General features: G+C 72.9%; 21 protein-coding genes. 20 read left to right on the top strand and 1 reads right to left on the bottom strand.

Annotated features, from left to right (window positions below; all coding sequences use genetic code 11):
• Positions 1–71 precede the first annotated feature (71 nt).
• Positions 72–1,904, top strand: a complete 1,833-nt coding sequence (nhaA, locus tag ACZ466_RS53080; RefSeq protein ID WP_378284733.1) for a Na+/H+ antiporter NhaA — start codon at positions 72–74, stop codon at positions 1,902–1,904.
• An 18-nt stretch (positions 1,905–1,922) separates the two neighbouring features.
• On the opposite strand, the gene argG is transcribed toward nhaA, so the two are convergent.
• Positions 1,923–3,374: an argininosuccinate synthase gene (gene argG, locus ACZ466_RS53075; protein ID WP_378284734.1), complete on the bottom strand. Its 1,452-nt coding sequence runs from the start codon at positions 3,372–3,374 to the stop codon at positions 1,923–1,925.
• A gap of 313 nt (positions 3,375–3,687) precedes the next feature.
• On the opposite strand from argG, the gene ACZ466_RS53070 reads away from it, so the two are divergent.
• The 19 genes from ACZ466_RS53070 to ACZ466_RS52980 all read left to right on the top strand — a co-directional run bounded on the left by ACZ466_RS53070 (position 3,688) and on the right by ACZ466_RS52980 (position 24,329).
• On the top strand, positions 3,688–5,250 hold the full coding sequence (locus tag ACZ466_RS53070) for an FAD-binding oxidoreductase (RefSeq protein WP_378284736.1): 1,563 nt from the start codon (positions 3,688–3,690) through the stop codon (positions 5,248–5,250).
• Between the two features lie 177 nt (positions 5,251–5,427).
• On the top strand, positions 5,428–6,069 hold the full coding sequence (locus ACZ466_RS53065; RefSeq protein ID WP_378284737.1) for a TetR/AcrR family transcriptional regulator: 642 nt from the start codon (positions 5,428–5,430) through the stop codon (positions 6,067–6,069).
• 1,041 nt (positions 6,070–7,110) lie between these two features.
• The gene (locus ACZ466_RS53060; protein WP_378284738.1) at positions 7,111–8,268 is read left to right on the top strand and encodes a PucR family transcriptional regulator; all 1,158 of its coding nucleotides are present in this window, start codon (positions 7,111–7,113) and stop codon (positions 8,266–8,268) included.
• Positions 8,269–8,349: 81 nt separating this feature from the next.
• The gene (locus ACZ466_RS53055; RefSeq protein ID WP_378284739.1) at positions 8,350–9,171 is read left to right on the top strand and encodes an acyl-CoA thioesterase domain-containing protein; all 822 of its coding nucleotides are present in this window, start codon (positions 8,350–8,352) and stop codon (positions 9,169–9,171) included.
• 195 nt (positions 9,172–9,366) lie between these two features.
• Positions 9,367–11,178 carry a fatty acyl-AMP ligase gene (locus ACZ466_RS53050; RefSeq protein ID WP_378284741.1) on the top strand — a complete coding sequence of 604 codons (1,812 nt, stop codon included), beginning with the start codon at positions 9,367–9,369 and terminating at the stop codon, positions 11,176–11,178.
• Positions 11,175–12,095: an acyl-CoA desaturase gene (locus ACZ466_RS53045; protein WP_378284743.1), complete on the top strand. Its 921-nt coding sequence runs from the start codon at positions 11,175–11,177 to the stop codon at positions 12,093–12,095. Before ACZ466_RS53050 ends, ACZ466_RS53045 begins: the two co-directional genes overlap by 4 nt.
• 4 nt (positions 12,096–12,099) lie before the next feature.
• On the top strand, positions 12,100–13,107 hold the full coding sequence (locus ACZ466_RS53040; protein ID WP_378284744.1) for an acyl-CoA desaturase: 1,008 nt from the start codon (positions 12,100–12,102) through the stop codon (positions 13,105–13,107).
• Between the two features lie 69 nt (positions 13,108–13,176).
• Entirely contained in the window at positions 13,177–13,473 is a 297-nt protein-coding gene (locus ACZ466_RS53035) for an acyl carrier protein (RefSeq protein ID WP_378284745.1), read from the top strand.
• A 22-nt stretch (positions 13,474–13,495) separates the two neighbouring features.
• Positions 13,496–14,611, top strand: coding sequence for a fatty acid desaturase (locus ACZ466_RS53030; RefSeq protein WP_378284746.1), 1,116 nt, complete (start codon positions 13,496–13,498; stop codon positions 14,609–14,611).
• Positions 14,608–15,483 (top strand): alpha/beta fold hydrolase, encoded by an 876-nt coding sequence (locus ACZ466_RS53025; protein WP_378284747.1) that lies wholly within the window; start codon positions 14,608–14,610, stop codon positions 15,481–15,483. Before ACZ466_RS53030 ends, ACZ466_RS53025 begins: the two co-directional genes overlap by 4 nt.
• The gene (locus ACZ466_RS53020) at positions 15,480–15,680 is read left to right on the top strand and encodes a rubredoxin (RefSeq protein WP_378284748.1); all 201 of its coding nucleotides are present in this window, start codon (positions 15,480–15,482) and stop codon (positions 15,678–15,680) included. Before ACZ466_RS53025 ends, ACZ466_RS53020 begins: the two co-directional genes overlap by 4 nt.
• A gap of 56 nt (positions 15,681–15,736) precedes the next feature.
• Positions 15,737–16,969 (top strand): cytochrome P450, encoded by a 1,233-nt coding sequence (locus ACZ466_RS53015; RefSeq protein ID WP_378284749.1) that lies wholly within the window; start codon positions 15,737–15,739, stop codon positions 16,967–16,969.
• 88 nt (positions 16,970–17,057) lie between these two features.
• On the top strand, positions 17,058–17,993 hold the full coding sequence (locus tag ACZ466_RS53010) for an alpha/beta hydrolase (RefSeq protein WP_378284750.1): 936 nt from the start codon (positions 17,058–17,060) through the stop codon (positions 17,991–17,993).
• A gap of 161 nt (positions 17,994–18,154) precedes the next feature.
• The gene (locus ACZ466_RS53005; RefSeq protein ID WP_378284751.1) at positions 18,155–19,558 is read left to right on the top strand and encodes an MFS transporter; all 1,404 of its coding nucleotides are present in this window, start codon (positions 18,155–18,157) and stop codon (positions 19,556–19,558) included.
• Between the two features lie 73 nt (positions 19,559–19,631).
• Positions 19,632–20,795 (top strand): thiolase family protein, encoded by a 1,164-nt coding sequence (locus ACZ466_RS53000; protein WP_378284752.1) that lies wholly within the window; start codon positions 19,632–19,634, stop codon positions 20,793–20,795.
• A 96-nt stretch (positions 20,796–20,891) separates the two neighbouring features.
• Positions 20,892–21,335: a winged helix-turn-helix transcriptional regulator gene (locus tag ACZ466_RS52995; RefSeq protein WP_378284753.1), complete on the top strand. Its 444-nt coding sequence runs from the start codon at positions 20,892–20,894 to the stop codon at positions 21,333–21,335.
• A 114-nt stretch (positions 21,336–21,449) separates the two neighbouring features.
• Positions 21,450–21,581, top strand: coding sequence for a hypothetical protein (locus ACZ466_RS52990; protein WP_378284754.1), 132 nt, complete (start codon positions 21,450–21,452; stop codon positions 21,579–21,581).
• 100 nt (positions 21,582–21,681) lie between these two features.
• Entirely contained in the window at positions 21,682–23,088 is a 1,407-nt protein-coding gene (locus ACZ466_RS52985) for an NtaA/DmoA family FMN-dependent monooxygenase (RefSeq protein ID WP_378284755.1), read from the top strand.
• Positions 23,085–24,329, top strand: a complete 1,245-nt coding sequence (locus ACZ466_RS52980) for an LLM class flavin-dependent oxidoreductase (protein WP_378284756.1) — start codon at positions 23,085–23,087, stop codon at positions 24,327–24,329. Before ACZ466_RS52985 ends, ACZ466_RS52980 begins: the two co-directional genes overlap by 4 nt.
• The last annotated feature ends 1 nt before the right edge of the window (position 24,330 follow it).

The following is a 24,330-nucleotide window of genomic DNA, read 5'->3' as shown; positions in this document are numbered from 1 at the left end:
GAACGAGGCGGGCGCGCGCACCGGGCGCGGCCTGCGGGTGACCACGCGGTGTATCTGACACCATCCGGTGTGTGACCGAGAGATCCGTTGCCGCGCGAGGGCTGCCGGAAGGACTGCGCTCGTTCCTCAGGACCGAGACCGGCAGCACCAGTGTGCTGCTGGCGGCCACGGTGACCGGGCTGGTGTGGGCGAACCTGCCGTTCGGGAACTCCTACGAGACCTTCTGGCACACCCAGCTGGCGGTGTGGCTCGGCGACCACGGCTTCTCGCTGGACCTGCGGGAGTGGGTCAACGACGGGCTGATGGCGCTGTTCTTCTTCGTCATCGGCCTGGAGATCAGCCGGGAGCTGAAGGTCGGCCGGCTGCGCGACCGGCGGCTGGTCGCGGTGCCGATCGTGGCGGCGCTCGGCGGCATGCTCGTGCCCGCGCTGGTCTACACGGCGGTGAACGCGGGCGGCCCCGGCGCGGGCGGCTGGGGCATCCCGATGGCCAGCGACACCGCGTTCGTGCTGGGGCTGCTGGCGGTGCTCGGCACCCGCTGCCCCGAACAGCTCCGGGTGTTCCTGCTGACGCTCTCGGTCGTCGACGACGTCGTCGCGATCCTGGTGGTCGCGGTCTTCTACACCGCCGGCCTGTCGGTGCCCGCGCTGCTGGCCGCCCTGGCGCTGATCGCGCTGATCATGCTGCTGCGGCGGCTGCGGATCTGGCGCGCGTCCGTGTACGCGGTGCTCGGCGCCGGGGTCTGGGCGGCGATGCTGGAGAGCGGCGTGCACCCGACGCTGGCCGGGGTGCTGCTGGGCATCCTGGTGGCGGTGTACGGGCCGAGCGAGACCAGGCTGCTGGAGGCTGGGGAGATCGTTCAGGCGCTGTCGCGCGCGCCCAGCGCCGAGCTGGAGCGCCAGGCCACCCGCACGGTCCAGCGGACGGTGTCGATCAACGAGCGGCTCCAGCTGCGGCTGCACCCCTGGACCAGCCACGTGATCGTCCCGATCTTCGCGCTGGCCAACGCCGGGGTGGTGCTGAACGCCGAGAACCTGCGGGCCGCGGCCGGCTCACCGGTGACCCACGGCATCATCGCCGGCCTGGTGCTGGGCAAGTTCGCCGGGATCGCGCTGGGCACCTGGATCCCGCTGCGGCTGAACCTGGGGGACCTGCCCGGCGGCCTGGTGTGGGGGCAGGTGCTCGGCGGCGCCGCGGTGTCGGGCATCGGCTTCACCGTCTCGCTGTTCATCACCGACCTGGCGTTCTCCGGCGACGCCGCGCTGCAGACCCAGGCCAAGATCGGCATTATCGCGGGGTCGCTGCTGGCCGCGGTGTGCGGCTGGGCGATCTTCCGGGCGGCCTGGGACCGCGGCGCCGTCTGCGCCCCGCCGGGCGCGGTCGCGGTCCCCGAGGCCGAGCTCGTCCCGCCGCCGCCGGTCACCGCGCGCGACCACGTGCTGGGGCCCGCCGACGCCCCGGTCACGCTGATCGAGTACGGCGACTTCGAGTGCCCGTACTGCGGGCGCGCCGAGGAGGCGATCAGGCGGGTCCGGGAGCGGTACGGCGACGGCCTGCGGTTCGTGTTCCGCCACTTCCCGCTGCGCGAGGTCCACCCGCACGCGGTCTCGGCGGCGATCGTCGCGGAGGCCGCCGCCGACCAGGGGCTCTTCTGGGAGATGCACGACGTGCTCTTCGCCAACCAGCTGGCCCTCACCGACGTGGACCTGACGGCCTACGCCGAGCGCCTCGGCGTGAACGCCTGGGCCGACCTCGACCGCCACCGCGCCCGCGTCAACGCCGACCGGGACGGGGGCGAACGCGGCGGGGTCGGCGGCACCCCCACGTTCTTCGTCAACGGGAAGCGCCACGAGGGCCCCCACGACGTCGCCGGCCTGAGCGCCGCGATCGACGCCGCCCTGTAGGCGGCGCCGGCCGGGCCGTCAGTCGGTGCCGGACTCGATCGCCGCGTGGTCGAGCAGCTCGTCGTCGCCCCCGGGGGCCTCCCCGCGGGACGCGATCGCCTCGGCGCCGCCCTTCGGCATCGCGCCGATCAGCCCGGTCGAGGCCGCCTGCGCGGCACCGACCAGAGGCGGCTGCGCGCTGCCGACCAGGCCGAGCCCGGCGTACTGCTCCAGCTTGGCGCGCGAGTCGGCGATGTCGAGGTTGCGCATGGTCAGCTGGCCGATGCGGTCGACCGGCCCGAACGCCGAGTCCTCGGTCCGCTCCATGGACAGCTTGTCCGGGTGGTAGCTGAACGCGGGCCCGGTCGTGTCCAGGACGGAGTAGTCCTCGCCGCGCCGCAGCCGCAGGGTGACCTCGCCGGTGACGGCCGCGGCGACCCAGCGCTGGAGCGACTCGCGCAGCATCAGGGCCTGCGGGTCCAGCCAGCGGCCCTCGTAGAGCAGCCTGCCCAGCCGCCGCCCCTCGTTGTGGTACGCCGCGAGGGTGTCCTCGTTGTGGATCGCGTTGACCAGCCGCTCGTAGGCCGCGTGCAGCAGCGCCATGCCCGGCGCCTCGTAGATGCCCCGGCTCTTGGCCTCGATGATGCGGTTCTCGATCTGGTCGGACATGCCCAGGCCGTGCCGCCCGCCGACGGCGTTGGCCTCCAGGACCAGGTCGACGGCGGAGGCGAACTCCTTGCCGTTGATCGTCACCGGCCGGCCCTGCTCGAAGCCGATCGTCACGTCCTCGGCGTGGATCTCGACGGCGGGGTCCCAGAACCGGGCGCCCATGATCGGGTCGACGATCTCGATGCCCGCGTCGAGGTGCTCCAGCGCCTTGGCCTCGTGGGTGGCGCCCCAGATGTTCGCGTCGGTGGAGTAGGCCTTCTCGGTGCTGTCCCGGTAGGGCAGATCGCGGGCGAGCAGCCACTCGGACATCTCGGTGCGGCCGCCGAGCTCGCTGACGAAGTCGGCGTCCAGCCACGGCTTGTAGATCCGCAGGGACGGGTTGGCGAGCAGGCCGTACCGGTAGAACCGCTCGATGTCGTTGCCCTTGAAGGTGGAGCCGTCGCCCCAGATCTGCACGTCGTCCTCGAGCATCGCGCGGACCAGCAGGGTGCCGGTGACCGCGCGCCCGAGCGGCGTGGTGTTGAAGTAGGCGCGGCCGCCCGACCGGATGTGGAACGCTCCGCAGGCCAGGGCCGCGAGCCCCTCCTCCACGAGGGCGGCCCGGCAGTCGACCAGCCGGGCGATCTCCGCGCCGTACGCCGTGGCGCGGCCGGGCACGGAGGCGATGTCGGGCTCGTCGTACTGGCCGATGTCGGCGGTATAGGTGCACGGCACGGCACCCTTCTCGCGCATCCACGCGACCGCGACCGAGGTGTCGAGACCACCGGAGAAGGCGATCCCGACACGTTCACCGACAGGCAGGGAGGTGAGCACCTTGGACATGAGTAGAAGTATATGCACACCTATGCATGATCATGCAAAACGACGGTCGGGGTGTGGCTCCCGCCACACCTCGCCAGGGGGCGGGAACCCCCGTGGCCAGACGGCTGCCCCCCTTGTTTGAAGGGGGTTGGCCCGATGGCCCCGGATCCTGCGCGTTCCTAGATTGAGGGCCCCGGCGAACGGACGTGGGCCGGGCTGGAGAGGACGGCCTCCGGCCCGACCATGCCAGGCCGCCCCCACCCGACTATCCGTGGAGACCGTCGTGGTCGAACGCTCCCGTAGAACTGTCCTGCGCGGCGGTGCCGTGGCCGCCGTGACCGTACCCGTGGCGGGCGCGGCGGCGTCCTGGCCCACACCGTCCCAGGCGGCGGAAGCGGTGCGGGGCGCCGGCTTCGGCAGCGTCACCGTCGGCCCCGATGATCCCCGCTACCGGTCGCTGGTGCTGCGGGGCTACAACAAGCGGTTCGCCTCCAAGCCCGAGCAGATCCGGGTGGTCGCCTCCACCGAGGCCGTGGTGCGCGCGGTCCAGGACGCGGTCCGGGACGGGCGGCGCGTCACCGTCCGCAGCGGCGGCCACTGCTTCGAGGGCTTCGTGGACCACCCCTCGGCACGCATGATCGTCGACATGTCCGCGATGGCGGCGGTCGGCTACGACCGCCACCGCAGGGCGTTCATGGTCGAGGCGGGCGCCACCCTCGGCGAGGTGTACCGGCGGCTGTACCTGGGATGGGGCGTGACCGTGCCGGGCGGCACCTGCCCCTCCGTGGGGGCGGGCGGCCACGTCTGCGGTGGCGGCTACGGCGCGCTGTGCCGCCTGCACGGCCTCACCGTCGACCACCTGTACGCGGTCGAGGTCGTCGTGGTCGGACGGTCGGGCAAGGTCGCGAGCGTGGTCGCCACGCGTGAGCCCGCCGACCCGAACCGGGACCTGTGGTGGGCGCACACCGGGGGCGGAGGCGGCACCTTCGGCATCGTCACCCGGTACTGGTTCCGGTCCCCGGACGCGCGCGGCTCCGACCCCGCCCGGCTGCTGCCCCGCCCGCCCTCGACCGTGCTGAAGTACTCCGTGGACTGGCCGTGGGAGCAGCTCGACCGGGACACCTTCGTCCGGCTGATGCGCAACTGGGGGGAATGGGGCGAGCGCAACTCGGCGCCCGGCACCGCCGCGGCCCCGCTCTACGGGGAGTTCGCGCTGCAGACCAAGCCCGCCGGGAGCATCGGCCTCGCAGGCCAGGTGGCCGCCGGCGGCGGAGCCGAACGCCTGCTGGACGGCCTCGTGGACGCGCTCTCCCGAGGGCACGGCGCACGGCCCGAGCGCCGGTCGTCCACCCTGCCGTGGCTGGCGGCCGCCACGCAGGAGGCCGCCGGGAACCAGGGCCCGTTCGAGCGCCGCCTCAAGATGAAGTCGGCCTTCAGGCGCCGCCGGTTCACCGACGCGCAGATGGCGATCGTCCACCGCCACCTGTCCGCCGAGGGCGCTCCCGCCTTCGCGCACATGTTCCTCAACACCTACGGCGGGCGCGTCAACGCGGTCGCCCAGGACGCGACCGCCATGGCGCACCGGGACTCGATCTTCCTCGTCGGCTTCCTCGTCGGCTGGGTCGACCCGGCCGAGGACGCGCGCAGCCTGGCCTGGATGCGCGGGTTCTACGGCGAGCTCTACTCCGCCGCCGGCGGCGTACCGGCGGGCGAGGCCGACGACGGCGCGTTCATCAACTATCCCGACGCCGACCTGGCCGACCCGCGCCTGAACACCTCGGGCACGCCCTGGCACGCGCTGTACCACAAGACCGGATACGCCCGCCTCCAGCAGGCCAAGCGCCGATGGGACCCGCTCGACGTCTTCCATCACGCCCTGTCGGTCCGGCCCGGCTGACCCGCGGCGCCGGAAGCCGGACCGGCCTTCGGCGGCGATCGACAGGTTCGCGCGCCCGTGCGAGGCTCTCTTGGGCGCGGGATGCGGACGCCGGCCGAGCGGTGATCCTCCGGACGCCCGGCCTTTACCGACGCATATGTCGGTTAGGGTGACCCGACGGAGGAGGGAGACGGGACGGTGGCGGAAACCGCGCCGAAGCCGAGGATGCGCGGGCCGGCCCGCAGGGCGCTCATCACCGCGGCCGCGCTCGAGATCTTCGCGAGCAAGGGCTACCACGCGACCTCGCTGGGCGAGATCGCCGCGGAGGCCGGCGTGGCGCGGACGGTGCTGTACGACCACTTCCCGTCCAAGCGCGTCCTGCTGCTGGCGGTCATGCAGGAGCAGAACGCCGCGCTGGTGGAGTACATCGGGGCCCGCATCACCGGCTCCGGGGCCGCCCGGGAGCGGATGCGGTCCACGATCGACGCCTATTTCAGCTTCGCGCGCAGCCGGCCCTCCGCGCGCAGGCTGCTGTTCGACCGGACCGACGAGGACGATCCCGAGATCCGCACCGTCCGGCAGGGCATCCGCGAGTCGCGCACCCGGGCGGTGGTGGCGCTGCTGGCCGGCGACATCCGCACGGTCGGCGTCGAGGCGCGGGAGCCGATCGCCGAGGCGATGGTGGAACTCATCATCACCGGTCTGGACGGGGTGGCGCAGTGGTGGGAGCGTCATCCCGAGATGCCCCAGGAGATGCTGGTCGAGGGTGCGATGCGGCTGCTGTGGACGGGGCTGGGCGCTGCGGAGGGCGACGCCGCAGACGCCCCAGACGCCGAGTAGGAGCGCGCCGCGCGGCCGCCGCGCCGCTGCCACCGGTGGCGGCCCTTCGTCTTCGATCAACCGACGTGTGTGTCGGTGGCGTGCCCGCTGATCGTGCGCCGCGGGCGGCGGGTCCTCCCGGTGCGGGGGCCCGCCCCGCCTTCCTGATCTGCGCCCGGCGGAGTCCGGCACCGACTGCCAGTGATCGCCGGCGATTTTTGTCGAGGACTTCCCGTGACCGGCGCGGATTCTCGGCGGCGGGGACGCGCTCCCGGGCCTGGGTCGTCGAAAGGCCGATGATTTGCTGTCCCGAACAACGGGCGAAGGCCTCGTGAATGGGGTTCCGGGATGCGAAGGCGTCGCGCCTTAACTTTTGACGGTCTCAGCCGCGACGGTGGATGTCAAGAGGCCGGAGGTGGCCGGTCATGGGTGGCCGCCGATGTTCTTGCGTTGTTCCGGAGTGATCAATTGGAACGGTCCCGATGTGATCTGCAACAACAGTGGACAGGGCCCGGATGGGCGTGAGAATTTGCAGGTCAGAGAGCTGTGTTGAAGGCCCGTGGCGGGCTGTCGAATGGGCTGGACCGGGGCGCGAAAATGCCTGTTTGGGGTGGCGGGGCGCGTGGTACCTTGAGTTCGTTCAATCAAGTTGCGTGGGGGGCTCGGATGGTGATTCTCGGGTCACGGTACGTGATCAGGAACGCCCATTGTTCCGAACGCGATATTGAGCGGCGGCGACCGATGACGCTCGCGCCGTCCTTTGGTGGGCGCCCTTCCGCATGGCATGGACGTGATCTGTTTCCATGCTGTTTCAACGGTGTTGCGCCTGTTTACGGTGGTCCCCCGTAGGCCGATTCGGCCTTTTCTCGGTTCGACCGGTGTGATCTGCGCACAAGCCGATTTCCCGCGAATTCGGCAGTGTGAATTCAGGCCTTGGAACGCTCTCCGAATGAGAGGAAGGCGATGACCGACCGTGCACGCCCTGGGCCGCCGGCCGATCGAGGCGCATCCGATCCGGGCGATCCGGAGATCCGTCGATTCCTGTACCGATGTCAGCGCGCGATGCGGCGCCACGTGCCGGATCTGGCCGAGCAGGTCCTGGTGTCGCTGCGCAGGAGCGAGAACGCCTACCGCAGCGGCGCGATACCGCCCCAGGAGCCGCCGCAGTGGATCGCGCAGTCGATCCACCGGGCCCTGGACGCCCTGCCGATGCCTCCCGCCGAGATCTCCGAGACCTTCGACATGCCCCGGCGGACCGGGTCGAGGAGGGCCCGCCAGGGGGTGCCGCAGCGCGCCCTGCTCCGGGCCTACCACGACGGCGGGAGGGTGCTGTCGACCGCCTGCATGCAGTGGGCGTTCGAGGAGGGGCTGCATCCCCAGAAGTCGGTCTCTCTGGTCGAGAGCGTGTGGCGGATCGCCGACGAGCACTCGGTCATCGCGGTCGACGCGCTGCGCAGCGCGCAGCAGGACGTCACCGACCGGCGCTGGGCGGGCTTCCTGCTGGACACGCTGCTGAACGGCGATGTCGACGAGTCCAGCGCGGCCACGGTCGCCCGCGCGTTCGCCCTCCCGGAGCGGGGGCGCTACGCGGTGATCGTCCGGCAGCCCGCGCCGGGCGGCCCGCCGGCGCGGATGGAGGACCTGGTCCCCTTCGCCGACGGGATGAGGGTGATCTGGCGGATGCACGGGGAGCGGGCGGTCGGCGTGGCGGTGCTGGGCGAGGGGGAACCCACCGGCCTGGGCGGCGCGCTGTCCGGCGGGGACTTCCGCACCGGGATCAGCGCGGCGGCGACCGGGCTGGCCTCGCTGGGACGCGCCCGCACGCAGGCGGAGGTGGCGGCGCGCACCCTCCACGGCGCGGGGCTGGCGTTCCTGGAGGAGCGGCTGCCGGTGGCGATGCTGAGCGCCGATCCCGCCCTCGCCCGCGAGTTGCAGGTCCAGGTGCTCGCCCCGGTGCTCGCCCTGGAGGCGGGCCGCCGGGACCTGCTGCTGGAGACCCTGGAGGCGTGGCTGGTCGCCGACGGGCTGGTGGCCAAGGTCGCCGCCGATCTCCACTGCCACCGCAACACCGTCCTGAACCGGCTCCGCCGGATCGAGGAGCTCACCGGGCGGTCGCTGTCCTCGCCCCGGGCCGTGATCGACCTCGGCCTGGCGCTGGAGGCGTTCCGGCATTTCGGGGGCCCGGACGACCTGGGCCGCGTCGTGCGCCGCGTCGGGTAGCCGGGGCCGCCTCTGGAACGCGGGCGCGCCTGCCCGTACAGTGAGTTGGATGATCCAACCTACTCTGCGGGCGGTGCGTCCATGACGACCGCCGCGCCCATGCCGCCCGGAGTGCTGCTCCGGGCACCGGACGACGGTCCGATCGTCCCCGACGAGACGCTGCGCGGCTTCGGCGGCCTGCACGGCGGCCTGGCCCTGGCGCTGCTGACCTCGGCGATGCAGCGGCACGCCCCCGGGCTCGTGCTGCGCAGCGCCTCCGCGCGGCTGCACCGCGCGCTCACCGGCGAGTTCTCGATCGTCACCCGGGTGCTGCGCCCGGGGCGCGTCACGACGCTCGCGGCCGAGGCGATCGCCGGCGACCGCGGCGCGGGCGGTGCGGCCGCGGGGGAGGGGCCGCAGGTCGACGCGTCGGCGATCTTCGCCGAGCCCCGTCCGGTGGACGGTCCGGTCCTGGCCCCGCCGCCGCCCGCCGCGCCGCCCCCGCCGGAGTGCGAGATCTTCCAGATCCCGCCGGAGTTCGTGCCCATCTCGCAGTTCTGGCAGATCCGCCCGGTCGGGCCGAACCGCCCCTACGCGGGCGGCGCCGAGCCCGAGCTGACCGCCTGGGTCCGGCTCCTGGAGGACGACGACCCGCCGGACGTCCACCGCCTCATCCTTCTCATGGACGCCCTCGCCCCCGCCTACGCCGCTATGCTGACCGGCCTGCGCCTCATCCCGACCGTCGAGCTGACCGTGCGTCCCGGCGACGGCCTGGCGGCGGCGAGCTCGCCCTGGGTGCTGCTGCGCGCCCGTACGCGCAGCGCCGGCGCGAGCGGCTGGAACGAGGAGACCGTCGACGCCTGGGACCCCTCGGGCGCCCATCTGGGCTCCGCGCACCAGCTCCGGCTCCTGCGCGGCACCTGACACCGGCTCCCGGCAACGCGGCGGCACGCCCCTCCGGGCCCGGCCCGGGGGTGTGCCGCCGCACAATCGGCGGGCCCCATCTGTTCACGCGCACATGATTCGCCCGGGGCGCACCGCTTTTCATTGACCGTGCCCGATACCCGTGGAATTGTCCGGAGCTGTTGACGGCGGCTGAACTGCTCGCAGGGACGGCTGATGGACTATTCCGAGATTCCGTTGCCCGACGTTCTCCGGATCAGGTCACAGGAACAGGGCGATGCGCTCGCGTTCCGTTTCCTGGCCGACGGAACACGTGACCAGAGCATTGACTGGACCTACCACGACCTGGCCGCGCACGCCGGGATCGTGGCCGCCGGGCTGGAGGGGACCGGCGGGCGGCGGGTGGTGCTGGCGGTGGACCCCGGACTGCACTACGTGGCCGCGCTGTTCGGCATCCTGGGGGCCGGCGCCACCGCGGTGCCGTCGTTCCCGCCGGTCGGGAAGCGTGCGACCGAACGGTTCCTCTCGATCATCGCGGACTGCTCGCCCGACGTCGTGATCGTCTCCGGATGGCTGGAGACGGAGGCGGACGAGCTCGTGCGGCGGCTGCCCCCCGCGGCCCGCGCCGTGCGGTGGCTGTTCGTCGACGACGGCTTCTTCCGCGGGAAGAGCGGGCCCGGCGCATTTCCGGTGCGCCATTCCGAGCCCGCGCTGCTGCAGTACACCTCGGGTTCCACGGGGGATCCGAAAGGGATCGTGCTGACCCACGACAATCTGGTCAGCAACTGCGAGGCGCTGCATCACAGCATGGGCGCCGATTCCGCCCGGACGGGCCTTTCCTGGCTCCCGCCCTACCACGACATGGGCCTGATGGGCACGATCATGCTGGCCCTGCACGGGGGCTGGCCGCTGGTGATGATGTCGCCGGTGCATTTCGTGCAGCAGCCGGTGCGCTGGCTGCGGGCGGTGACCGAGCACGAGGTCACCATCTCGGTGGCCCCGAACTTCGCGTTCGACATGTGCGTCGACTCCATCGCCGACGACGAGCTCGCGGACCTGGACCTGAGCACCCTGCGGCAGCTCTACTGCGGCGCCGAGCCGGTGCTCAGGAGCACGCTGGACCGGTTCCGGGAGCGGTTCGCCGCCTTCGGCTACCGGGAGTCGGCGCTCATCCCCTGCTACGGGATGGCCGAGGCGACCCTCTTCGTGTCCGGGAAGCCCGACGGGACGACGGTGCGGACCGCCTGGGTCGGCAAGCCGGCCCTGGAGCGGGGGACCGTGGAGGTCACCGCGCCGGGCGCCGGCGGGGCGACCGAGGTCGTGAGCTGCGGCGCCGTCGCCCACGGCCACGAGGTCCTCGTCACCGACCCCGAGACCATGAGCCCCCTCCCGGAGGGCAGGGTCGGGGAGATCTGGGTCCGCGGGCCCAACGTCGCGGAGGGCTACTTCGGCAAGCCCGAGGCGACCGCCGCGACCTTCGGGGCGCGCCCCTCCGGCGACGACGGCGAGACGGACGAAGACGCGGACGGCGGAGCCTACCTGCGCACCGGCGACGCCGGCTTCCTGCTCGACGGGGAGTTGTACGTCACCGGCCGCCTCAAGGACGTCGTCATCATCGCCGGACGCAACCTCTACCCCCAGGACATCGAGGTCTCCGCGCTCGCCGCGCACGACGGGCTGCGCAAGGCGGCCGCGTTCTCCGTCCGGCCCGAGGGCCGCGGGGAGGAGTTGGTGGTCGTCGGCGAGTTCCGCCGCGCGGGCCGGCGCAGCGCCGAGGACCTGGCCGCGGTGCGCGAGGCGGTCGTCGCCGCGGTGACGGCCGACCACGCCGTGCGCCCGGCCCGCGTCCACCTCGGACCGCCCGGGACGGTGCCCACCACCACCAGCGGGAAGGTGCGCCGCAACGCGACCCGGGAGGCGTACGAGCGGGGCTCGCTGAAGGAACTGGCCCCGGTCCGGGACGGCTCGCGGACCGGCACGACCGGTGCGGCCGGCGCGCTGGCCGCGGCGGGGGAGGCGAAGGGATGACCGTCGAACTGACCGGCTCGCCCGCGGCGCCGGCCGCCGACGGCGACGCCTCGGCCCGCCGCCTGGCCTACGTCACCGTCTGCGTCCCCGCGGCGGGGTTCGCCGCCGCGCTGCTGTACTCCTTCGTGTACGGCTTCACGCTGGTCGACGGCGTCCTGCTCGGCGGCATGTACCTGCTGACCGCGATCGGCGTCGAGGGCGGCCTGCACCGCTTCTTCTCCCACCGCGCGTTCGCGGCGCGGCCCGTCGTCACCGCCCTGTGGGGGGTGGCGGGGAGCATGGCCGCCCAGGGGCCGATCGTGTTCTGGGTCGCCACGCACCGCATCCACCACGCGTTCACCGACACCGACCGCGACCCGCACTCGCCGCGGCCGATCGGGACCGGCCGGCTGGCCAGGGTCCGCGGCCTCTGGCACGGGCACGTCGGATGGCTGTTCACGGTGCGGCGCGCGAACTGGAGCCGGCACGTCCCCGACCTGCTGGCCGACCGCACCGTCATGAAGATCAACGAGCTGTACTTCGTGTGGGTGCTGCTCGGGCTCGCCGTGCCCGCGGCGCTCGGCGGCCTGCTCACCTGGAGCCTCGGCGGGGCCGTCGGCGGGCTGCTGTGGGGCGGACTGGCCCGGATCTTCCTGCTCGACCAGGTCACCTGGGGGGTCAACTCGATCGGCCACACCCTGGGGAACCGTCCCTACCGGACGCGGGACAACAGCCGCAACGTCGCGCCCATGGCACCGCTCTCGGTCGGCGGGGCCTGGCACAACAACCACCACGCCAGGCCGTCGCTCGCCCACAACCGCCACACGTTCTGGCAGCTCGACATCACCGGGACGTTCATCGGCCTGCTCGACCGGGCGGGCCTGGTGTCCGACGTTCGCTACCCCAAGCACGCCGGCCGACGCGGCCGGGGGAGGTAATTCCATGTCCACGGCAGCGACCGCGCCCCCCGCGGCGGCGATCGTCAAGCTCGACCCGGCCAGCGCCCGGACCAAATGGATCACGGCGTTCGCGATGATGACCCTGCCCGGCCTGGGCACGGCCGCGGCCGCCTGGTTCCTCTGGCAGGGCCTCTACACCACCACCGACCTGGTGCTGTTCGCGGTGATGTACTTCGTCCACATGGCCGGCATCACCGTCGGCTTCCACCGCTACCTGGCGCACAAGGCGTTCAAGACCTCCCGGTTCTTCGAGGGCGCCCTCATGATCGCCGGGTCGATGGGCGGCCAGGGGCCGATCATGTACTGGGTCACCACGCACCGCCGGCACCACCGGTTCAGCGACCGGGAGGGCGACCCGCACTCGCCCAACCTGGCCGGGGACGGGCCGGTCGCCAGGCTGCGCGGCCTCTGGTACGCGCACATGCCGTGGATGCTCAGCGACGAGAGCTCGAGCTGGAGCTTCTGGGCGCCGGACGTGCTGCGCGACCGTCGGCTGTTCTTCTACCACCGGACCTACCAGCTCTGGATGGCCGCCGGGCTGGTCCTGCCCGCGCTGATCGCCTTCGCGGTGGAGCGGACCCCGATGGCCCTGCTCACCGGCTTCGTGTTCGGCGGCCTGGCCCGGATGTTCCTGGCCAACCAGGCGGCCTGGTGCGTCGGATCGCTCAGCCACATGATCGGCGGCCGGCCGTTCGACAACGGCGACCGCAGCGCCAACAACTGGCCGGTGGCCGTCTTCACCTTCGGCGAGGGCCTGCAGAACAACCACCACGCGTTCCCCGGCTCGTACCGGCACGCCGTGCGCCGGTGGGAGCCGGACCTGAGCGGCTGGCTGCTGACCGCCCTCGGCCGGACCCGCGTGGTCTGGGACCTGCGGCAGCCCGACGCGAAGACGATCGCCGAGCGCCGGACGAGGGGGCCGCGCGCCGCGGCGGCGCAACCGGACCGCGGCGCCGCGGCCGGGTCCGAGGGGTCGCGCACGGCCGCGTGACCGGCCGCGTGACCGGCACCGTTCGACCGCCCGCCCCAGACCACCAGGCCCAACGACGGGAGTGACCCCATGTTCAAGCGCAAGAAGAACGTCCAGGAACTCGACGGCCCGCTGAGCGCCGACACCCTCCGCCGGTGGCTGATCGAGCACCTGGCCGCCAGGATCGGCGCGTCGCCCGCCGACATCGACACCGGGAAGAGGTTCGAGGCGTACGGGCTGGACTCGCGGGTCGCGGTCCAGGTCTCCGGCGCGCTGGAGAAGATCGTCGAGCGTCGGCTGTCGCCCGGGCTGCTGTACGAGCACCAGAGCATCGACGCGCTGAGCGACCACCTGGTCAAGGAACTGCACCTCGCCGAGCGAGCCTGAACGCGGAAGGACCCAGGCGATCATGTCTGCCTACAGTTTTCCGTCGTCCCCCGGCAAGCGGTTCGACGACTTCCTGCGCAAGTCCGAGCAGATCAAGGACGAGCGGCTGGCCGCGGCCATCCCCCGGGAGTTCTTCGTCCCCCGCGTCGCCCGCGGGCTGCTGGGCTTCGCCGTGAGCTGGGCGCTGTACATCGGCGCGATCGTCGCGATGGCGTTCGCCCCGCACTGGCTGCTCTACAGCCCGCTGCTGGTGGTGGCGGGCCTGGGCGGCTGGGGGCTGCACTGCATCGCGCACGACTGCGGGCACGGGTCGTTCTCCCGGTCCCGGAGGTTCAACTTCGCCGTCGGCCACGTGTCGCTGCTGCCGCTCATCTATCCGTTCCACGCCTGGCGGCACGTGCACAACCTGCACCACCAGCACACCAACAACCTGGAACTGGACACCGACTGGAAGCCGATGCCGGCGGCCATGTACCGGCGGATGCCGTTCCGGGAGAAGGTGATCTACCAGGGGACCCGCACCTGGGCGTTCTGGGGCGGGACGATCAACTACTGGCGGGTGTCGGGGTTCCGGCCGTCCTTCTTCCCGAGGAAGGAGATGCGCCGCGACGTGCGGCGCTCGATCTGGTTCGTGCTCGCGGCCGGCGCCGTCTACTTCCCGCCGCTGGTCTACTTCACCGGGGTCCGCGGGCTGCTGCTGTACTTCGTGGCGCCGTGGGTGGCCACGCACGCCTGGTTCAGCGCGACCACGCTGATGCACCACAGCTCCAGCGACGTGCCGTACCTGACCTCGGACCACTGGACCAAGAACGCCGGCCGGCTGCTGCTGACCACCGACTACATGTACCCGCGGTGGCTGCTGTTCCTGACGCACAACATCTCGGTGCACACCGCCCACCACGTGGCCCCGCCGGTCCCGTTCTACAACCTGCCCAAGGCGCAGGAGGCGCTGAAGAAGGCGTACCCCGGCATGATCCGCGAGCGGGAGCTCAAGGCCGGGCAGCTGTGGCACATCGTCCGCCGGCTGCACTTCTACGACACCGAGTCCGGCTTCTACACCGACTTCGGCGGAACGCCGGTCGCACCGGCGACCGAGCAGCGGGAAGGGCGCCCGGAGAACGTCAGGGAAGCGGCATGATCCGGGTGCCTCCGGCGGTTCGGCGGCTCGGGTACGCGGCGCTCGGCGCGGTGGCGCCCGGGATCGCCGGGCGGCGCGCGACCGACGCGTTCAGCACGACCCGCGCCCTCGGGCTGCACCCCGACGACGTCGTCCCGCTGGGGGCCCGCCGGTTCGCGGTCGACGGCGACGAGCACGTCCGGGGCGGCTACCTGTGGGGCGAGGACGAGGACGGGCCGGTGGCCCTGCTCGTCCACGGCTGGGGCATGGACAGCAGCAGCATGCACGCCCTGGTCGGCCCGCTGCGCGACCTGGGCTACCGCGTCGCGGCGTTCGACGCCCCCGGGCACGGGGTGTCGGAGGGGTCGCAGGCCACGATGACGCAGTTCACCCGCGCCACCGGAGCCGTGCTGGACACGCTCGGCGACGTGCGGGTGGTGGTGGCGCACTCGCTCGGCTCCATCGCCGCGACGGGAGCCGTGGCCGAGCGTCCCGGGCTGCCCGTCGACTGCATGGTGCTGATCGCGCCGACCTGCACCCTGACCGGCGTGCTGGAGCGGTGGTCGCGTTCGGAGCTGCGGCTGCGCCGGCCGGTCGTGGAGGGGATCTACCGGGAGCTGCGGCGGCGCAACGGCGTGCCCGTCTCGCACTGGGACGTGACCGGGCTCGGCGGCGGGCTCGACCTGCCGGTCCTGGCGGTGCACGACCCGGGCGACGACGTGGTCCCGTTCAGCGAGGCCGAGGCCGTCGCCGCCGGGCTGCGCGAGGTGCGGCTGGAGGCGGCGCCGGGCGGCCCGGGCCACTTCGGGATCTTGATGGCCCCCGCGGTGCGGGAGACGGTCGGCGCCTTCATCGTCGAGCACGCCGGCACGGAGACGGAGGCGGCCCGATGACGGCGCCGGGCATGGCCCAGAGCGCGGTGAAGGGCAAGGCGTGGATGTGCCTGGTGTGCGGCTTCGTCTACTACGAGGACGAGGGCCTGCCCGACGAGGGGATCCCGCCGGGCACGTCCTGGGACGACATCCCCGATGACTGGGCCTGCCCCGACTGCGGCGTGAGCAAGGAGGACTTCGTGATGGCCCCGTTCTAGGGAGCGGGCCCGCCAGTCATGGAAAACGCCGAGACCATCAACGACCGGGAGTGAGCGTGAGTCAGACAGGGACCTTGGCCGACCCCGCCGACGTGATGCTGCGCCTGCTGGCCCCCGAGGGCAAACAGGACCCCTACCCGCTCTACGAGGAGATGCGCGCGCACGGGGCGCTGGTGGACCTGGGCGGCGCCCACGTCTTCGCCACCGGTTACGCCGAATGCGCCCGGGCGCTGCGCGAACCGGACCTGCTGTCCACCGACGGCGCCGTCCAGGACGTGAAGATGCCGGGCTGGCGCGACCACTCGTCCTGGCGCTGGCTCACCACGAACATGCTGTTCTCCAACGACCCCGACCACGAGCGGTACCGCCGCTTCTTCAGCAGCGCGTTCTCGGCGCGCAGCGTCGAGGCGTGGCGCCCCACGGTGGAGAGCATCGCCGGCGAGGTGGTGGAGCACGTCGCCGTGCTCGGCGCGGGCCGCGCGACCGTGGACCTGGTCGGCGAGTTCTCGTTCAGGTTCGCGATGGGCGTCATCGGCGAGCTGCTCGGCATCCCGGCGGAGGACCGGCAGGGGATGCGGGGGATGATCGGGGACATCACCACCGCGCTCGACCCCATCGGCGACCTGAGCGAGCTGGAGCGCGGGGACGCGGGCATGGACCGGCTCGCCGAATACTGCCACGCCCTGGTCGCCAGCCGCCGCCGGGCGCTGGGCACCGACCTGACCAGCGCGTTCATCCGCGCCCGTGACAAGACCGGGGAGCTGACCGAGCGGGAGCTGGTCGCCAACATCATGCTGCTGATCGTCGCCGCGGCCGAGGCGCCGCAGGACCTGCTCAGCAACATGGTGCGGCTGGCCCTCGAGCACCCCGGGCACGCGGACCGGCTCCGCGAGGACCCCGCGGCGGCGCCCGGCTTCGTCGACGAGACCCTCCGCTTCGACCCGGCCGTGCAGGCGCTGAACCGGGTGGCCGCCCGCGATATGGACTACTTCGGCGTGCGCCTCGCCAAGGGCACCCCGCTGACGCTGCTGATCGCCGCGGGCAACCGCGACCCCCGCCGGTTCCCCGACCCCGGCGTCTTCGACCCCGCCCGGCCCGACAACCAGCCGCTGACGCTCAGCGGCGGGGCGCACTTCTGCCTCGGCGCCGCGCTGGCGCGGATGGCGGCCGAGACGGCGGTGCCGCTGCTGCTGCGCCGGTTCCCCGGGCTGGCGCTCGCGGGACGGCCGACGTTCCGCGACCAGCTGGTGCAGCGGGGGCACGCCACCCTGCCCGTCACGACGGGATGAGGACAGGCGGACGCCGCGCCCGTCCCCGTCCGGAGCCCGCCCCCACCCCCGAGCCCCATCCCCGCCCCGAGTGAAAGAGGAACGTGAAGTGACGGTGAACGAGGACGTGCGAACGGCCGGTGAGCAGGCCGCCCACTCAGACGAGGACCTGAGCGACGCCGCGCTCGCGGCGTCCCTGGAGGGCGGCTTCAGCAGCCGCCACGCCGAGGTCAACGGGGTGCGGCTGCACTACGTGACCGGCGGGGAGGGCCCGCCGCTGGTGCTGCTGCCCGGCTGGCCGGAGACCTGGTGGGCCTACCGCAAGGTCATGCCGGCGCTGGCCGCGCGCTACCAGGTGATCGCGGTCGACATCCGCGGCATGGGCGGCTCGGGCCGGCCGGAGGCGGGGTACGAGAAGAAGGCGATGGCGCACGACATCGCGGAGCTGGCACGCCACCTCGGCCACGAGAAGATCAACATCGCGGGGCACGGCATCGGGGCCATGGTCGCCCACAGCTACGCGGCCAACCATCCGGAGGCCACCGAGAAGCTGGCCATCCTCAACACCACCCACATCGACGAGAGCTACTACGAATTCCGCATCATGCCGCGCCCCGGCGACCCGGGCCCGTACCGGTGGTGGCTCGGCTTCAACCTGGTGCCCGAGTTCCCCGAGCAGGTCCTGGCGGGCGACTACCGGCCCATGATCGAGTTCATGTTCCGGCTGAGCCTGGTCCACCCGGAGGCGATCACCGAGCGCGACCGGGAGATCTACGCGCGGGCCTACTCCTCCCGGGAGGCGATCGTCGCCAGCAAGAGCTGGTTCCAGCAGTACCAGCAGGACATCGCGGACTTCAACGGCTACGGGAAGATCACCGTGCCGATGCTCGGGCTGGCCTACGGGCCGTTCTTCGAGTACATGCAGAAGGTCCTGCCCGGCCAGGGCACCGACGTGCGGGTGCTCGAGGTGAAGGACAGCCGCAACTATCTCATCGAGGAGCAGCCGCAGGCCGTCATCGACGCGTTCTTCGAGTTCTTCGGCTGAGCGTCCGGCCGCGCGGCGGCCGCCCGGCCCGCACCGGACGGCCGCCGCCGGCCGGCGGGCCGGGACGTACGCCACACTCCCCAAGGGTTGTGTTTTCCAACTCGCCGGCAATAAGGTCCGAGAGTCGATTGGATTTCACAACTCACTCTCGGAGGAGGGGCGTGAACCCTTCAAGTACCCCGACCGCCCGGCCCGCGGCCCCGCCGGAAGGCACGGCGGGACCGTCCCGGCTGGGCCCCGTCTTCGCCGTCGTGGCGATCGGGGTGTCGATGTCCAACCTCGACCTCTTCATCGTCAACGTGGCCCTGCCCCAGGTGGGGGAGGGCTTCTCCGGCGCCTCGCTGGCCTCGCTGTCGTGGGTCCTCAACGCCTATGCCGTGATCTTCGCCGCGCTGCTGGTCCCCGCGGGCAACTTCGCCGACCGGACCAGCGCCAAGCGCGCCTACCTGCTGGGGATCGGCGTGTTCACCCTGGCGTCCCTGCTGTGCGCGCTCGCGCCCGGCGTCTGGTGGCTGGTGGCGGCGCGGGTGGTGCAGGCGGCCGGTGCCGCCATCCTCATCCCCTCCTCGCTCGGCCTGCTGCTGGCGGCGGCGCCGCCGGAGAAGCGGCTGTCGGCCATCCGCGGCTGGACCGCCATCAGCGGGCTGGCGGCGGCGCTCGGCCCCGTCGCGGGCGGGCTGCTCACCCAGTTCGACTGGCGCTGGGTGTTCCTGGTCAACGTGCCCCTGGGCCTGGCGGCGCTGGTCTTCGGTCCCAGGATCCTGCCGGGCACGACCGCGAAGAAGGACGCCGCGCGGCCCGACCTGCTGGGAGCGGCGCTGCTCACCGCCGGGATCGCCGCCCTGGCGCTCGGTGTCGTCCAGAGCGAGGACTGGGGCTGGGCCTCGGCGGGGGTCATCGGGTCGCTGGCGGCGGCCGTGGTGCTGCTCGGCGGGTTCGTCGTGCGGTCCGCGCGGCACCCGTCTCCGGTTCTCCCGCTGGACCTGCTGCGCGTCCCGTCCTTCAGCCCGGCGTCGCTGGCCAACGTGCTGTTCGCGGTGGCCTTCGCGGCGATGCTGCTGTCGGCCGTGCTGTGGTGCCAGCAGGTGTGGCACTGGTCGGCGCTGCGCACCGGCCTGGCGATCGCGCCGGGGCCGCTCATGGTGCCCGCGCTCGCCGTCGGCGCGGCCCCGGTCGCCCGCCGCCTGGGCGCCGGCCCGCTCGCCATCGCCGGGTGCGCGTTCTTCGCGGCCGGGATCGGCTGGTGGATGTGGCGGGTGGAGGACGGCTACGCCGCCGGGATGCTGCCCGGGATGCTGCTCACCGGCGTCGGCGTCGGGCTGACCCTGCCCACGCTGATCGGCGCCGCGGTCGCCGCGCTGCCCCCGCAGAGGTTCTCCACCGGGTCGGCGGTGGTCACGATGGCGCGCCAGGTCGGCACGGTGCTCGGCATCGCGGTGCTGGTGGCCGCGCTCGGCGCCGGGCAGGACGGCGGCGACTTCGACACCGGCTGGCTGCTGACGCTGCTGGCGACCGCGGCCGCCGCGGCCGTGTGCCTGTTCCTGCCCCGTCCGCGCAAGGCGTGAGGGGAGCCCGACAGTTGACCACCACGAACGACATGAACGACATGAACGACATGAACGATCTGAGGAGGAACCCATGGGCGACGCGGTGATCGTGGAGGCGGTCCGCACGCCGATCGGCAAGGGCAAGCCCGGCGGAGGGCTGCACGAGGAGCACCCCGTGGACCTGCTGGCCAGGACGCTCAAGAGCCTGGTCGAACGGGCGGGCATCGACCCCGCGCTGGTCGACGACGTGGTCGGCGGCGTCGTCACCCAGGTGGGGGAGCAGGCGGTGAACCTCACCCGCTCGGCCGTGCTGGCCGCGGGCTTCCCCGAGACGGTCCCCGCCACGACCGTCGACCGGCAGTGCGGGTCGTCCCAGCAGGCCATCCACTTCGCCGCGCAGGGCGTGATCAGCGGCGCCTACGACGTGGCGATCGCCTGCGGGGTGGAGTCGATGTCGCGCGTGCCGATGGGCTCCAGCGTCCTGCCCGGCAGCAACCCGTACGGGCCCAGCGTGTCCGCCCGCTACCCGGACGGCCTGGTCGGCCAGGGCATCAGCGCCGAGCTGATCGCCACCCGCTGGAAGCTCGACCGCGAGCAGCTGGACGCCTTCGCCTACGAGTCGCACCGGCGCGCGGCCAAGGCCTGGGAGGGCGGCGAGTTCGACCGCGAGGTCGCCTGGACGGGCCAGCGGGACGAGACCGTCCGCCCGAACACCACCCCGGAGGTGCTGGCCGGCCTCAAGCCCGCCTACTACACCCCGGCCTACGAGGAGCGCTTCCCCGACATCGGATGGCGGATCACGGCCGGCAACGCCTCGCCGATCAACGACGGCGCCGCCGCGGTGCTCATCATGAGCGCCGAGGCCGCCGCCCGGCTGGGCCTGCGCCCCCGCGCCCGCTTCCACAGCTTCGCCCTGGCCGGCGACGACCCGCTGCTCATGCTCACCGCGGTCATCCCCGCCACCGAGAAGGTGCTCGGCCGGGCCGGCCTGTCGATCTCCGACATCGATCTCTTCGAGGTCAACGAGGCGTTCGCCCCGGTCGTCCTGTCCTGGGCGCACGACACCGGCGCCGACCTGGAGAAGGTCAACGTGCGGGGCGGCGCCATCGCCATCGGCCACCCGCTGGGCGCCAGCGGCGCCCGGCTGATGACCACCCTGCTGCACGCCCTGGAGGACCGGGACGCCCGCTTCGGCCTCCAGACCATGTGCGAGGCCGGCGGTCTCGCCAACGCCACCATCATCGAACGAGTCTGAACCGGGGGAAAGCCAAGGACAGTGGCCCGGGCCCGCCGCGAACCGGCAGGCCCGGGCCGCCGCCCGGCCGGAAACCCCCGACCGAGGGGTGACTTCATGGCAAGGGACATCACGGCTCGCGAGTGCTCCATCGCCGACGCCCTCCAGATCGTCGGCGAGCGATGGACGCTGCTGGTGATCCGGGAACTGATCTACGGGGTGCGCCGGTTCGACGGCATCGTCCGCAACACCGGCGCGGCCCGCGACATCCTCACCGCGCGGCTGCGCAAGCTGGAGGCCGCCGGGATCGTCCGGCGCGAGCTCTACCGCGAGCACCCGGCGCGGTACGAGTACCATCTGACGCCCGCGGGCCGGGAGCTCAGCGACGTCCTGGCCGTCCTCATGAGATGGGGCGACCGCCACATCAACGCCGGCGACCCGCCCGTCCGCTGGGTGCACACCTGCGGGGCGCCCGCCGACCCCAAGGTCGTGTGCAGTGCCTGCGGCAGGCCCATCGGCGAGGGCGGCCATCCCGAGGGGCGGGGCGCCCGCACCGCCTGACGGCACGGAACCCGGAGAGTGTTCAGGTGTTCGCCATGTGATGTTCACGCAGGTCAGCGATGCCATAAGGGATAAAGGACGCAAAGCGTAACTCCCCGGTACAGAGAGGCATCAATGTCTGAGATCATCACCGCCGTCCTCGCCAAGTCGCTGATCATGCTGCTGGAGGCCCTCGCCGCCCGGCTGGCCCTCCATCTCGTGCGCACCGCGCGCGACCGCTGGGCCGGGACGGTGGCCGCCGCCTGACCCGAGACCGCGGGGCGCGCACGGGGCGCCCCGCGCGATTCCGCCAATAATCGACTAACCTAGTAGGAAAAGAGGGATTAAGGACTTAGGAGGTGTCCCCGTGCCCGCCGAACCCCGTCCGCCTCGCAAGCAGATCCATCTCGCGGCCCATTTCCCCGGGGTCAACAACACCACCGTCTGGTCGGACCCCGCGTCCGGCAGCCAGATCGACTTCGACTCCTTCGCGCACCTGGCGCGCACGGCCGAACGCGGCCGGTTCGACTTCTTCTTCCTGGCCGAGGGGCTGCGGCTGCGCGAGCTGAAGGGCCGCGTCCACGACCTCGACGTGGCCGGGCGCCCCGAGTCGCTCACCGTGCTGTCGGCACTGGCCGCCGTCACCACCCGCCTCGGGCTCGCGGCGACGGTCAACTCCACCTTCAACGAGCCCTACGAGGTCGCCCGGCGGCTGGCCACCCTCGACCACCTCAGCGGTGGCCGGGCCGCATGGAACGTGGTGACCAGCTACGACGCGTTCACCGGCCAGAACTTCCGGCGCGGCGGCTTCCTCGACGAGGCCGACCGCTACACCCGCGCCGCCGAGTTCCTCCAGACCGCCCGCGAGCTGTGGGACTCCTGGGCGGACGGCGACGTGCCCGCCGACCCCGCGGCGGGCGTGTACTCCCGGCCGGGCGCGGGCTCCTTCGCGCACGCGGGGCGGCACTTCGACATCGCCGGCCGCTTCACCACCCCGCGCGGACCGCAGGGCCACCCCCTGATCATCCAGGCCGGGGACTCCCCGCAGGGCCGCGAGTTCGCCGCCGCCGACGCCGACGTGATCTTCAGCAGGCACGGCACCCTGGAGGACGGCCGCGCCTTCTACAAGGACGTCAAGAGCCGCCTCGCCCGCCACGGCAGGCGCCCCGAGGACCTGAAGATCATGCCCGCCGTGACCTACGTCCTGGGCGACACCGAGGAGGACGCCGCCGAGCGCGCCGCCGCGATCCGCCGCGCGCAGGTGAGCCCGCAGGGCGCGATCGCCTACCTCGAGGGCGTCTGGGGACGCGACCTGTCGTCCTACGACCCCGACGGCCCGCTGCCCGACGTCGAACCCGACCTGGGCGAGGGCGTCTCCAAGGGCCGCGCGCAGTTCCGCCGGGACCGCGACGAGACCGTCCGGAAATGGCGGGAGCTGGCCGCCGAGCGCGGGCTCAGCATTCGCGAGGTGGTCATCGAGGCCACCGGCCGGCAGACCTTCGTCGGCACCGCCCGCTCGGTGGCCGACCAGATCGACACGTTCGTGCAGACGGACGCCGCCGACGGGTTCGTCTTCGTGCCGCACCTGACCCCGGCCGGGCTGGACGACCTGGTCGACCAGGTCGTACCGCTGCTCCAGGAGAAGGGCGTGGTCCGCGCCGACTACACCGGCACCACGCTGCGCGACCACCTCGGCCTCGGCGCGCCGCGCCCGGCCGACCGGCCGCGTCCCAAGGACGACGCCGCCCGCACCCCCGAGGAGGCCTCGTCATGACCTCGCCCCTGCACCTCGCCGCCGCGCTGGACGGGGCGGGCTGGCATCCGGCCGCCTGGCGCGACCCGGCGGCGCGGCCCGGCGCGCTGCTCACCGCCGCCTACTGGGCCGAACTGGCCGCCGAGGCCGAACGCGGCCTGCTGGACTTCGTGACCATCGAGGACGCTCTCGGCCCGCGCTCGCCCGAGGGCCGCGCCGACCGGGTGGAGGGCACGATCGACGCCGTCCTGCTGGCCGCGCGGCTCGCGCCGGTCACCTCGCACCTGGGCCTGGTCCCGACCACCAGCACCACCCACACCGAGCCGTTCCACGTGTCGATCGGCATCGCCTCGCTCGACTTCGCGAGCAAGGGGCGGGCCGGCTGGCGGCCGCAGATCTCCTGGCGGGCCGCCGAAGCCGCCCACTTCGGCCGCCGCACCATCCCCGAGTTCAACCCCGACCGGTTCGGCACCCCGGAGGGACGGGAGTTCGCCGAGGACCTGTTCGAGGAGGCCGCCGACGCGGCCGAGGTCGTCCGGAGGCTCTGGGACAGCTGGGACGACGACGCCGAGATCCGCGACGTGGCGACCGGCCGCTTCCTGGACCGCGACAAGCTGCACTACATCGACTTCGAGGGATCCCGATTCAGCGTCCGGGGCCCCTCGATCACGCCCCGCCCGCCGCAGGGCCAGCCCCTGGTCACGGCGCTGGCGCACGACGTCGTGCCCTACGAGTTCGCCGCCCGCGGCGCCGACCTCGTCTACATCACCCCGCACGGCCGGGCCGAGGCCGAGACCATCGTCGGGCAGGTCCTGAACGCGGAGAGCACCGTGGGCCGCACCGGAGCCCCGCTGAAGATCCTCGCCGACCTGGTCGTCTTCCTGGACGACGAGCCGGGCGCGGCGGCGTCCCGCAAGGCCCGCCTGGACGACCTGGACGGCGCCCCGCTGACCTCCGACGCCCAGATCTTCACCGGCACGCCCGGCGAACTGGCCGACCTCCTCCTCGACCTGCACGGGGCGGGACTGGACGGCTTCCGGCTCCGCCCCGGGGTGCTCCCGCACGACCTGGCCGGCATCGCCCGCGGCCTCGTGCCCGAGCTCCAGCGCCGGGGCGCGTTCCGCACCGCCTACGCGTCCACGACCCTGCGCGGGCACTTCGGGCTTCCGCGCCCCGAGGGCCGCTACGCGCGGCCCGCCGACCAGCCGGCCGACCGGCCGGCCGACCACGGGCCCGCCGACCGCGCGCCCGCCCGGAGGTGAG

This window comes from Actinomadura rugatobispora (genome assembly GCF_055379765.1).
Note: the sequence above shows the minus strand (reverse complement) of the source record. Positions and strands in the feature narration are given on the sequence as shown.